Genomic DNA, 11,958 nt, shown 5'->3' with positions numbered 1-11,958 from the left:
GTTGTTTGGCGATAACAAATCGAGGAGCCGCTATTTTTCAACGAAGGCTACTTTCGAAACCCCTTATCTCGTTTATCCACCAAAATGGCGTCCGCATGTGAGATACAGACGTTGAACATCACAGGCGATAGATGAAGTACATGCAAACCCATTCGGATGCTCATGGACAAGAAAACCAAAGGCCAGGAGCTGGCCGAATCCATCCTCACGGACCGCAAGAGCCTCCCGGAGGGAAACCCCGGCATCATGAAGGATGCCGATGCGTTCTGCGAGGGGTACAAGAGGTTCCTGGCGAACAAGACCGAGCGCGAGGTGGTCGAGTACGTCCTGCCGATCCTCGCCGAGAAGGGATACACCGAGTACTCCCGCGGCACCAAGTACAAGCCCGGGGACAAGTTCTACAAGGTGAACAGGGACAAGACCATCCTCATGTGCACCATGGGCAGGAGGCCCGTCTCGGAAGGGGTCCGCGTCACCGTCGCACACACCGACAGTCCCAGGCTCGACTTCAAGCCCCATCCCCTCTTCGAGGACGCATCCATGGCGTTCTTCAAGACCCACTACTACGGCGGCATCAAGAAGTACCAGTGGACCACCATCCCGCTGTCCATCCGCGGAGTGGTCTACACCAAGGACGGCAGGAAGGTCACCATCAGGATCGGTGAGAACGATGACGAGCCCGCATTCCTCATCACGGACCTGCTGCCTCACCTCGCACAGAACCAGATGAAGAAGGGCGCCTCCGAGGTCGTCGAGGGAGAGCAGCTGAACCTCCTGATCGGTTCGCTCCCGTACGACGACGAGAAGGTCAAGGAGAAGGTGAAGCTGGCGATCATGTCCATCCTGCACGAGAAGTACGGCATCACGGAGGATGACTTCGAGACCGCCGAGCTCTGCGCCGTCCCCGCGTTCAAGCCCAGGGACATGGGGCTCGACAGGTCCCTCGTCGCCGCCTACGGACAGGACGACAGCTCCTGCGCCTACGCCGAGTTCATGGCGGAGCTCGACACCGTGGACCCCGAGTACGGGACGGTCACGATCTTCGCCGACAAGGAGGAGACCGGCTCCGACGGCGTCACCGGGATGAGGTCGTTCTTCTTCAGAGACTTCCTCGAGGACCTGGCGCAGGACGAGGGATGCGAGGTCAGGGACGTCCTCAGGAACTCCGTCTGCCTCTCCTGCGACGTCAGCGCCGGATTCGACCCGGCATACCCCGAGGTCATGGAGAGGAACAACTGCTGCTTCATGAACTGCGGACCCTGTCTCGCCAAGTACGACGGGTCCCGCGGGAAGTACAGCACCAACGATGCCTCGGCTGAGATGATGAACTACGTCATCACCCAGTTCAGGGACGCGGGAGTGACCTGGCAGATCGGCGAGCTCGGGAAGATCGACCTCGGCGGAGGAGGCACCATCGCATCCGAGATCTCAGTCCACAGCATCGACACCGTGGACATAGGAGTCCCGGTCCTGTCCATGCACGCACCCATCGAGGTCACCGCCAAGGCGGACGTGTACATGCTGTACAAGGCCATCCGTGCCGTGTACGACAGCAGGAAGCCGAAGGACTTCTGAAGAAACATCGGGGCGGAAGCCCCACCCCTTCACCTATCCATACCATAACTTCTGAGAAGGTACTCGTTCTCCGCGAAGAGCACACGCCCGCACAATATGGAATCCTTCAGGAAGACTATCTCCGACATGGGCATGTTCTCTAGATGTATGCGAACCGTCAACCTCCTCACCGTCGCCCTGTCCACAATGCGAAGGGCGATGCCGGAAATCGTCGCCGCTAGGAAGCATACCGCAAGGACGATCAGGATGATGTCACCGTTCGGAATGACATCATGCATGCTGTTCGATCAGTTCGAGATATCGGTCTGATGTGACGAGTGACTCGCGGAGGATCGTCTCATCTTCCCGCATACCTTGCAGAACTCGTCGTCCGGATCCAGCTGATATCCGCATTCCGAACAGTACTCGCCGCTCTCCTCACGTACCTTCGCATCCCTGCGCAGACGGGACGGGAGGACGACCGGGAAGAACATCATGACCAACGGGACGAGGAGCGGGATGTCGTAGCCGAGGAGGCGCAACAGCAGGAGGAATACGGCAAGACCGGTGAGGATGGATGCCGAATAGACCATGATCTTCGCCAGGTCCATCGCTGATGCCTCCCGCACGCACCGCAGAATGACGTGTCCTGCCTCAACGGGGAGCCGCAGTACACGCAGTATCCGTTGCCTCCGGCCCATTCGCCCACAGGCTCGCATGCTGACGATTCCTCCCGGACGGTCGGACCCGGCCTGTGGAGCAGGAGCATGATGCAGCAGACGGCGAATCCCATCCACACGAACAGGAGCAGGGCGCACAGCGGGGACCAGACGACCGTACCGTATATCATCAGGACGAAGGACACGCATGCCGCGATGAGACATAGGGTCCCCACCAGCATCCTGGGCCCGACATTCATTGTACCCTTTTCCCGCAGACCCTGCAGAACTCGTAATCGTCGTTCACCGGGGAGCCGCAGTAGGGACAAAACCCGTCATTGTCCGGCGGGACCTCGTCAGCCTTCCTCTCAGGGAATCTGGCCTCCGGAGGGCTCTGGACCGGCCCCTTCCTGAGACCGTAAACCATATGGACCGCCGCATACACGATGAACAGGACCCCGAACGCGGAGAACAGTATGCCAATCGGGGACGGGATGGACAGCGTTATCGCTACCCAGATGATGCCGAACAGTATCAGGAACAATAGTCCGAAGATGTTGGAGACCCGAGTCATGCCATCCCTGGAGGGTCATGATGGAGGATGGATATGAAGGATGCCACGGACCAATCACCCAGAGAATACGGGACGGATGGAATCCGAACAGTTTTGTGTGACATGGTGATTACCGGCCATGGACCCGATCGCCTTCAGAGAGGAAGCTGACTCCATACGTGACGAATCGCCCGGCAAGGCCGCCGAGATGTACGCTGCCGCGGCCGCACTCGGGGATGCCATGGCCGCATCGTCGCTGGGATACATGCTGATGGTCGGCGAGGGCATCGCCAAGGACACTGAGAAGGCGAAGGTCTACCTCCAAAGGGCGGTGGACGGCGGGGAGACGAAGGCGATGTGCAACCTCGGGAGCCTTGTGATGGGATCCGATCCCGTCAGGGCACTGGAGCTGTTCGAGATGGCGGCCACGGAGGGAAGCGTCACAGGGATGACCAATGCGGCCACCATGCTGCGCACTGGTGCCGGCGTCCCGGCCGATGCGGAAGCGGCGGTGAGATGGTTGGAGATCGCCGCGGAGAGCGACATCGGCTCGATGGCCGTCCTGGCACACATACTGAGGACCGGCGAGGGCGTCCCGGCCGACAAGCCGAGGGCGGCGGAACTGTACCTCAGGGCCGCAGAGCTCGGGGATGCCGACTCCCAGTACGACCTCGCGATGATGATGGATGCCGGAGACGGGATTCCCATGGACCGCGCGGGCGCCGAGAGGTGGTTCCGGGAATCCGCCTCTCGCGGGGACAACGATGCAAGACTCTGCCTGGGAGGGATACTCTACGAGAGGAAGGAGTTCAGCGAGGCGGCGGAGGTGTTCACCGACGCAGCTCTGGACGGGGATGTCAAGGCGATGTACAACCTCGCCCTGATATACATGGGCGACGAGCTCGGGGAGCCGGACCGCGCCAAGGCCGTGGAGTGGCTGGAGTCCGCGTCGGAGGCGGGATTTGCCTACGCGCAGGCCATGCTGGGGACGATCCTGATAGACGAGGGGAGGGTCCCCGAGGCAACAGAGCTCCTTAGGAAGGCCGCGGACCAGAACGAGCCGTCCTCCATGTACAACCTCGCGGCACTCGCATTCTCCGGACAGGTCGAGATGGACGACAAGGAGGCCATCCGTCTGCTTACGAAGGCTGCCGAGGCTGGCGTCGATGAGGCCAGGGAGCTCATCGTGAGACTGTCGGGCCAGGGCCTGATCTGATCGGAGGATCTCTTCGAGACTGGAGACCTCGTACGTGCATGGAATCCCGGGCATCCCCATCCCGTTGGGACGGTTGACTATTATGCAGTCCATGCCGAACGCGTTCGCGGCACCGGTGTCGTTGGCGCTGTCCCCGACATAGACCGACCTCTCCAGAGGGACGTCGAACCTCGAGAACCCCAATGCGATCGGGTCGGGTTCAGGCTTGTGACGGTCGGTGTCATCCCACCCCACTATCGTCTCCGGGATGTCACGGAGGCCGTTGGCCTCCAACAGTGCCTCGATCTTGTACCTCATCTTCCCGGAGACTATCCCTATGCGCTTCCCCCTGGACTTCAGCTCCTTCAGCTCCTTCAGCGCATCCGGGAACGGACGCGCTCCGACGTACGAGTCGGAGTTGACGACCTCGTAGATCCTCCTGCAGTACTCCTCATAGGTGGAGGCGTCCTTCGCGTAGCTGTCGAAGATGTCGTCTATGGACATCCCGAGATAATCGGTGAACCTCGTCTCGTCGTACTCGATCCCGATGGCCGGGAGGGCGTTCCTGAGCATCACCTCTATCCCATAGCTGGTGTCGAACAGCGTGTTGTCGAAATCGAAGAGGTAGAGGTCGTACTCCGGGATGATGCTCTGAGGTCTCATTGTATCAATGGGAACGGTGCGGGGATAATCAACCTGCCGTAGATGTCCCCGCGATCACAGGCCCTATCGAAGAGGTCATAGGAAGATCGCCATGTAGATCGGGATGCAGAGTGTCCCGTCCTTCACGGCAAGGTCCTTGGTATACACGATGACGGGCTCACCGATGCGCTTCCCGAACCTTTCCTTGAACCTATCCAATGATGAATGCTTCGCGTATCCTGAGGATTTTACCTCGATCGGACATATCTTGCCACCATTATCCACGAGGAAATCGATCCCCAAGGCGGATTCCGTTCTGATCACAGCTCCGGAATCGTCCTTCACGATCCTCTTCGGCCTGGAATAGAAGAAGAGCTTATGCCGCGATGCCTTCAGCATCTGAGCCACCAGATTCTCCAAGATCATTCCCTCGTTGACATTCACCTTGTCGAGAAGGATCGACTTGTACAGAGTGTTCTCCGCATAATCCTTATCGAACATCGCATGGGTTATGAGCAGTCCCGTGTCCTCCATGTAGCACTTGAATGTGGAGTCATCGAGATACATTGACAAACCTATGGTGGGATCCGTTGCATTATAACAGATGCTGGTGACCATACCATCTGAGAGCCAAAGGAAAGCCTCATCATACTGACGTTGCCTGGCATCCTTTGTTATCGAGGTTATTCTGAATTTCTTCTCCTTCCTGGACAGTTCGGATGGGATCTTGTCGAATATGTCGATGACCTTCGCCTCATAACCGATAGCGAACCGGGGAATATCACCGCGATAGAGGTCAAGAATGGCCCTTTTGACCATATCGGTAGCTGCGAAGTCCCTGGTATCCACATACGTGGACACGGCCCCTGGCATCCCCCCAACGAGCATATACTCGCGGATGCGCATCATCATCTTCTTATGGATGGCTTCCCCGACAGGCATACGCCTATCGTAGCATCCCCTCAAGAAGTCCATAGAAATGTGATCTCCCATCGCCCAGAGGAACTCCTCGAAATCCATGGGATGCAAGACCAGATGGATTTCCTCGGAAGGCAACAATATGCCTGCCATATGAGTCTTGATTGAAAGCAGGGATCCGGTCTCGATATAGTCATAACGTCCGTCGGCCACGAACTTCTTGATGAGCTGTCTCGCCAACGGAAAGCACTGGACCTCATCGAAAATTATCAGACTGCGTCTTCTGTGGAGTGTGACATTCCATAAAGTAGAAAGCTTGGAGAAGAAAAAATCCAGATCACTGATATCCTCCTCAAACATCCTCTTGATGTCGGGTCCTGCCTGAGCGAAATCGATCAGGATGTGGGAATCATACTCTTTCTCGGCGAATTGAACAGCGAGATAACTCTTTCCGACACGGCGAGCACCATCTATGAGAAGGGCCGTCGAACCGTTACTGGCCTCCTTCCATTCCTTCAATTTCATGTAAGCTTTCCTTTCAAGACCCACGACCATAGTTCCTTGAGATACCATCAAGACTATTTATAAATCACCAAATTCTAAATTTTAAAATAGATTATTTGCACTAAATTCCAAATTTTAAATTGTGAAATATGCACCAAATTCCAAGTTTTGAAATGAAGTTTATTCACCAAATTCCAACTTGTTATATGACAATATGGTGAGAAGCACGGGATGAGAAGATAAAGGTTAGATGGCCACGAGGTGACCCGTGGCCATCGGGATCACTTGGACCCCACGTAGATGTTCACCGCGCCGAAGCTCTTGACGTAGAACCTGGCATCCTCGAATCCGGCGGCACGGAAGATCTTGACCATGTCCTCCCCGTACGGGAATCCCTCGATCGACGAGGTGAGCCAGTCGTATGCGGGCTGCTTCCCGTCGATGGCCTTGCCCTGGTCGTACTTGCGGCCCTTCTTCTTGATGCGGGCTATGTAGATGTCGTAGAAGTAGCGCACGAACCCGTTCTTGGGCTTGGAGAGCTCCGCGACGATGACCTTCCCCCCGGGTGCGAGCACGCGATGCATCTCCGAGACGGCCTTCTGGATGTCGGTGACGTTGCGGAGCATGTATCCGGAGGTCACCACATCGAAGGAATCATCGGGGATGTCGAGGTCCAGGGCGTCGCCGACCCTCCAGTCGACGGACACTGGGAGGGAGAGGTCCTTCTCCTTCCTGGCGGCGAGCTCCAGCATCCTTGGGGTGATGTCCACGCCGACGACCGTGGAGCCGGGCCCGGCGGTCCTGGCGAGATGGAACGCGATCTCCCCCGTTCCCGTACCGACGTCGAGGCACCTCTTGCCGGAGATGTCCCCCGCCTTCCTCATCATGAACTTGTGCCAGCCCTGCACCATGTGCATGGACATTATCTCGTTCATCTCATCGTAGTAGTCCGCGATCTCGGTGAATACGTCCTTGACGTACTCCTCCTTCCCCTCGAACTGGTTTCCTTTCTTGAGCTCTTCTGCCATTTCAAATCACCGGGATTACGAAGTTTCCAACAATGTAGCCCGCAACCACGAGCACGCCGAGGTGCCAGTTCAGCTTGAAGGCCATCGGCACGAGCATGAAGTTCGCGTGCGGGTCCGACGGGGCCTGCCCTGCGTTCCTCCACAGCAGCAGGAGGTCGTACAGGGTGACGAATCCGAGAGCGCATGTCCAGGGGACGACTCCCGTGACGATTATGAGTGCAAGGAGGGGGAACGCGACAGCGTTCATACCAAGGTAGATCTTCTTGGCCACATCGTACCTGAAGTGGCTGCAGAGCGTCCTCACGCCCGCTATCTTGTCCTCCTCGTAGTCGCGAAGCTCGTTCCCGCACAGCACCGCTGTGATGAGGAACGCGTTGGGAAGGCTGAACAGGAGTACCTCCATGGAGAAGCCTCCGGCCAGGACATAGTACGTCCCTAGGGGCATGAGGAGGCCCATCATCAGGAAAACCGTGGCCTGTCCCATGCTGTGATACTTCAGGGCGAGTCCTGTGGTGTACATCCCGGCGCCGATCAGGCCGAGCACCCCGTAGACGAGTATGCCCCATCCGCAGTGCCATATGAACACGAGACCGAACAGGCATGTAACGCCCAGACAGGCGACCCCCATCATCTTCACATGCTCGGGCTGAAGGACGCCCGTGACCAGCTCGGGTGACCTCGTCTCGTTCTCGACGGTGTCCGTCCCCTTCTTGAAGTCCCCGTACGTGTTCAGAAGATTCGCCGCGGACTGGAGCAGGCATCCCGCGACCAGTATCATCGCGAACAGGACCCAGGACAGCGGATCGAATGCCGAGTCGTTATATGCGACGACGCCTCCGATGAGTACCGGGACGATCGCCCCATGGAGCGTCCACGGCCTGAACGCGTTCCACCAGCCGGCCTTCACCGGCTTAACCTGAGCCATGGTGACCCGAACGCCATGAGCGATTTAAAGCCTGGGAATGTTGCTTTGACCGCATCGGTCCCTGTATGCGACGAAGCGCGGACCGTCCGACATCTGGCCCTTTTTAAAGTCATGATGCATCCCCATATCATGAGCCAGATCAATGAGTCCGATGTCATGGGCGTCTCTCCCAACATCGTCTACACGGGATTCTTCGACATCGACGACAGCCTCATCCGCCATGCCGAGGAGGTCAGGAAACAATGCGAGGCCAATACCTGCGGCTACTATGGGGCGAACTGGATGTGTCCGCCTGCAGTGGGCGATGTCTGCACGTGCGGCAAGACCATAACATCGTTCAGGAGGATGTGCCTTTTCAAGACCGAGTTCGTCCTGGATGATTGGACGGACATAGAATCGATAATGGGGAGCATGAAGTCGCACCAGGATGTCGTCAGGAGCGTCAAGGGTCTGTTCGGGGAGGGGCACGGCATCGTCATGGGCCTGTCCGCGGGTGCGTGCATGAATTGCACCATGTGCTCGTGCATGGAGGGTTCACCCTGCAGATTCCCCGACATGGCAGTCCCGTCCATAGAGGCGTACGGGGTCGACCTCTTCGGATTCTGCTCGGAGAACGGGATAAGATACGGGTGCGACGATGGCCGCCTGACCTACTTCGGCATGATCCTCTACGACAGGTCCTGAGTGGTTCTGAGGTCCGTCTTCGTGGGATGTGATGGACGCCGACGATATGTCACCCCGCCCCATCATCCCACGCGAAACCTGCAAGAGGCATCGTGACGACGTTCCCTTTTATTAATCCGAACAGATACTCGAACCATGGAAGTCCAGGTGAGAGCGTATTCTCAGGAGGACCTCCCGTCCATGACCGCGATATGGAACCGCGTCGTGATGGACGGCCAGGCATTTCCCCAGGACGAGCCCGTCGCAGACGACGAGGCATCGGATTTCTTCGGATCGTTCGACCACTGCGGGGTCGCCGTGCACGACGGCCGCGTGGTCGGGATGTACGAGATCCGTCCAAACAACGTGGGCAGATGCGGACACATCTCAAATGCGAGCTACGCGGTCGACCCCGACTGCAGGGGCATGCATGTGGGACGTGCGATGGTTACTGATTCCCTGGTCCAGGCGAGAAGGCTAGGATACAGGATAATGCAGTTCAATGCCGTCGTGAAGGAGAACGTCAACGCGATCCATCTCTACGAGGAGCTGGGATTCAGGAGGGTCGGAGAGATCCCCGGAGGGTTCAGGCGCCTGGATGGGTCGTACAGGGACATCTACGTGTATTATCATGAGCTGTGAATCCAGAGGACACTATTGGAGATGCCTGATGAGGGCATTCCTCGCAGGCGTATCGATCTCGATAGGCGGCTGCGTCTATCTCGCAACGGATGTGAAATGGGTGGGAGCGGTGCTGTTCTCGGTCGGACTGCTGACTGTCGTCGCATTCAGACTGGACCTCTACACCGGCAAGGCAGGGTACATAGTCGAGAACCCGCCCTCGTTCCTGAAGGACATAGCGGTGATCATCGCAGGGAACTTCGTCGGATGCCTCCTGGTGGGGCTCATGATGCCGTATCCCGTGGCGATCGACTGCGTCGACACGAAACTCTCCTATGAGTGGTACACCACGATCTTCAAGGGAGTGATGTGCGGCATACTGATGTTCATCGCGGTGGACTTCTTCAAGCAGAGGCAGAGCTTCCTGGCGATATTCTTCTGCGTGCCCGTGTTCATACTCGCCGGGTTCGAGCACTCGATCGCGGACATGTTCTACTTCTGCTCCGCCAGGATGTTCACGCCGGAGGCCCTGGTCTTCATAGCGCTGGTGCTTCTCGGGAACGCGATCGGATGCATGCTGATACCGTTCTGCAGGAAGTACATGTACGACCCCCAGCCGGAGTAATCCGCACATCTCTCAAACGCGGGCCGTGATGGCCCGCGACCCGTCCCGCCTGCGGGACGGCGACATTCTACAGAAGGATGGACCCCCGGGATCCATCGGCATCGACCCCGTCACTTGGGACATGTCTCAGGGCGGGGCGGATAACCGCCCCGGAGGACAATAATGGCGATGGGCCCGGTCGGGGATCCGATGGTCCGGGCCGCATCTTGTTTATCGGACCCGATCAGGGTGCCAGGTCCTTGACCGCCTTCACGAGGGCGCGGATGTTGTCGTCGGGAGTACCGATCGGCACACCGCATCCGGCGGAGATGGAGTTGAATCCGGCATCGGCGGACTTCCTGGCCGCATCCGCGACCTCCTGAGGGGTCCCCTTGAACAGCGGGAACGAGCATCCGACGTTCCCGATCATGGCTCCCCTTCCGTTGGCGACCTTGATGGCCGTGTACGGGTCGACCTTCTCCTCGACGGAGATACCGGTGACGCCGGTGTCGAACATGAACGGGATGATCTTCTCGGAATCGCCGCAGATATGCAGGACCTTGTATCCCTTCAGCTCGCCGAGGCACTTCTTGACGAACTGTCCGGACTGCTCCATGAAATCGCTGGGCGCGAGGATGTCGGTGGAAGCCGAGGGCTCGGACATCTGGACGACGTCGGCTCCGGCGGCTAGAAGGGCATCTCCGTATGCTTTGCAGTAGTTGGTGATGACCTTGACCCACTTCTTCGCCCTCTCGGGATCGGTCCACACAGAGTACACGAGGTTCTCGGTGTTCAGGAGGTGTCCCGCCAGTGTGAACGGTCCGGTGTTCCCTCCGATGACGCAGTAGTCCTCGCCATGGGTCTTCTTCATGATGCCCATGGCCTCCTGGGTGACCTTCACCCTCCCGGTGTTGAGGAACGTGTCTATGTCGGGGAGTCCCGCATCCTCGGGCTCGTCGTAGACCTTCTTCATGGGGTTGTATTTGAAGGGATGTCCCTTCAGCATGGGGGATCCTGTGGCGGTCCCCATGTCTATCGGACAGCCGAGGGCCTCCGCCTCCTGGGTGAGACAGAATCCCGCCCTGACCGCCTCGAGTCCGAAGTAGTCCGCCTGTGCGCATCCCAGTGTCGCCATCTTCTTGGCATCGCTGTGCGCCTCGGGCCAGGAGGATCCGCTCGCTTTCATCATTCCGATCGTGTCGCATGTGGTGAAGATAGCCGCCGCAGGCCTGTCCATGGACTCCTGCTTGAGCGCTCCCAACACCCTGTCTCTGCATGACATTGCCATTCTCAATCACCCCTTGATCCTGCTGTCGATGTACTTCACGGCAGCCGTGGAATTGTCGTCCCTGTGGTCCGCTCCGATCTCCTCCGCGAACGCCTCGGTGGTCGGAGGCCCGCCGATGGTGATCAGGACGTTGTCGCGGTATCCGCTCTCCCTGACCAGCTCGACGGCTTTCGCCATGTTGTCCATTGTGGGGGTCATGAGCGTGCTAAGGCAGAGTACGACCGCACCATCGGCCTTCGTCGTGTCCGCGATGATCGCGGGTGCGACATCCTTGCCCAGATCGTTGACCACGTACCCGCTGGCGGTCAGCATGGTCTTGACCAGGTTCTTACCGATGTCGTGGACATCTCCCAGGACCACTGCCGTGCAGGCTTTCTTGGTGTCTCCAAGGTCCCCTTTGGGTATCGCGGGAAGGAGGATATCCAGCCCCTCGTACATGGCATGCGCTGCGACAAGGACCTGCGGGAGATAGATCTCATGGTCCGCATACTTGTCTCCGATGATTCCCATTCCGACGACGAGTCCGTCGTTGATCGCGACGACCGGGTCCATGCCCGCGTCGAGAGCCTTCTGTGCAACGACGGATGCCCCGTCCGGGTTGCACTCGCATACCACGTTGGCAAGCTCTTTCAAGATTTCCTCATTACTCATTTGTTAATCCTCCTTTCTCATATCGTCCGCTTAGAAATTCATAGGAGGTGTGCTGGATATATGTGATTCCACGAACATGTTCGTTGAGGAGACAGCATATCCGATACTGCTGGCTATATCCTGAACAATGAACAGAAACCGAGGGTGACAATA

The 11,958-nt window shown here is 58.1% G+C and carries 13 protein-coding genes and 1 pseudogene; 5 read left to right on the top strand and 9 right to left on the bottom strand.

Features of this window, described 5'->3' with window-relative positions:
- Positions 1-162: 162 nt before the first annotated feature.
- Complete coding sequence (locus V5D86_RS07350; RefSeq protein ID WP_414596038.1) at positions 163-1,575, top strand: aminopeptidase; 1,413 nt, start codon at positions 163-165, stop codon at positions 1,573-1,575.
- A 29-nt stretch (positions 1,576-1,604) separates the two neighbouring features.
- Here the strand turns inward: V5D86_RS07350 and V5D86_RS07345 are convergent, their stop codons facing one another.
- The 3 genes from V5D86_RS07345 to V5D86_RS07335 all read right to left on the bottom strand — a co-directional run bounded on the left by V5D86_RS07345 (position 1,605) and on the right by V5D86_RS07335 (position 2,787).
- Positions 1,605-1,853: a hypothetical protein gene (locus V5D86_RS07345; protein ID WP_414596037.1), complete on the bottom strand. Its 249-nt coding sequence runs from the start codon at positions 1,851-1,853 to the stop codon at positions 1,605-1,607.
- Between the two features lie 9 nt (positions 1,854-1,862).
- Positions 1,863-2,165: a zinc ribbon domain-containing protein gene (locus V5D86_RS07340; RefSeq protein ID WP_414596036.1), complete on the bottom strand. Its 303-nt coding sequence runs from the start codon at positions 2,163-2,165 to the stop codon at positions 1,863-1,865.
- A gap of 304 nt (positions 2,166-2,469) precedes the next feature.
- Positions 2,470-2,787, bottom strand: coding sequence for a zinc ribbon domain-containing protein (locus tag V5D86_RS07335; RefSeq protein WP_414596035.1), 318 nt, complete (start codon positions 2,785-2,787; stop codon positions 2,470-2,472).
- A 118-nt stretch (positions 2,788-2,905) separates the two neighbouring features.
- On the opposite strand from V5D86_RS07335, the gene V5D86_RS07330 reads away from it, so the two are divergent.
- Positions 2,906-3,982 (top strand): hypothetical protein, encoded by a 1,077-nt coding sequence (locus V5D86_RS07330; RefSeq protein ID WP_414596034.1) that lies wholly within the window; start codon positions 2,906-2,908, stop codon positions 3,980-3,982.
- Positions 3,983-4,114: 132 nt separating this feature from the next.
- Here V5D86_RS07330 and V5D86_RS07325 read toward each other — a convergent pair.
- The 4 genes and pseudogenes from V5D86_RS07325 to V5D86_RS07310 form a co-directional block, all read right to left on the bottom strand.
- Positions 4,115-4,624: pseudogene (locus tag V5D86_RS07325) on the bottom strand (HAD family hydrolase); the annotation flags it as partial.
- Positions 4,625-4,699: 75 nt separating this feature from the next.
- A complete protein-coding gene (locus V5D86_RS07320) occupies positions 4,700-6,046 on the bottom strand; it encodes an ATP-binding protein (RefSeq protein ID WP_414596033.1) in 1,347 nt (448 codons plus the stop codon).
- 260 nt (positions 6,047-6,306) lie between these two features.
- On the bottom strand, positions 6,307-7,053 hold the full coding sequence (locus tag V5D86_RS07315) for a ubiquinone/menaquinone biosynthesis methyltransferase (RefSeq protein ID WP_414596032.1): 747 nt from the start codon (positions 7,051-7,053) through the stop codon (positions 6,307-6,309).
- A 1-nt stretch (position 7,054) separates the two neighbouring features.
- Complete coding sequence (locus V5D86_RS07310) at positions 7,055-7,978, bottom strand: prenyltransferase (RefSeq protein WP_414596031.1); 924 nt, start codon at positions 7,976-7,978, stop codon at positions 7,055-7,057.
- Between the two features lie 129 nt (positions 7,979-8,107).
- Between V5D86_RS07310 and V5D86_RS07305 the strand changes: the two genes are divergently transcribed.
- The 3 genes from V5D86_RS07305 to V5D86_RS07295 all read left to right on the top strand — a co-directional run bounded on the left by V5D86_RS07305 (position 8,108) and on the right by V5D86_RS07295 (position 9,887).
- Complete coding sequence (locus V5D86_RS07305) at positions 8,108-8,662, top strand: DUF2284 domain-containing protein (RefSeq protein WP_414596030.1); 555 nt, start codon at positions 8,108-8,110, stop codon at positions 8,660-8,662.
- A gap of 135 nt (positions 8,663-8,797) precedes the next feature.
- The gene (locus V5D86_RS07300; RefSeq protein WP_414596029.1) at positions 8,798-9,283 is read left to right on the top strand and encodes an N-acetyltransferase family protein; all 486 of its coding nucleotides are present in this window, start codon (positions 8,798-8,800) and stop codon (positions 9,281-9,283) included.
- Complete coding sequence (locus V5D86_RS07295; protein ID WP_414596028.1) at positions 9,273-9,887, top strand: formate/nitrite transporter family protein; 615 nt, start codon at positions 9,273-9,275, stop codon at positions 9,885-9,887. Before V5D86_RS07300 ends, V5D86_RS07295 begins: the two co-directional genes overlap by 11 nt.
- A 223-nt stretch (positions 9,888-10,110) precedes the next feature.
- Here the strand turns inward: V5D86_RS07295 and V5D86_RS07290 are convergent, their stop codons facing one another.
- A complete protein-coding gene (locus tag V5D86_RS07290; RefSeq protein WP_414596027.1) occupies positions 10,111-11,154 on the bottom strand; it encodes an MtaA/CmuA family methyltransferase in 1,044 nt (347 codons plus the stop codon).
- A 6-nt stretch (positions 11,155-11,160) separates the two neighbouring features.
- A complete protein-coding gene (locus V5D86_RS07285) occupies positions 11,161-11,805 on the bottom strand; it encodes a cobalamin-dependent protein (protein WP_414596026.1) in 645 nt (214 codons plus the stop codon).
- Positions 11,806-11,958 lie beyond the last annotated feature (153 nt).

Source organism: Candidatus Methanoprimaticola sp. MG2, assembly GCF_047501175.1.
Lineage (GTDB): Archaea > Thermoplasmatota > Thermoplasmata > Methanomassiliicoccales > Methanomethylophilaceae > Methanoprimaticola.
The sequence above is the reverse complement of the archived record's forward strand: the minus strand, read 5'-3'. Positions and strand labels throughout refer to the sequence as shown.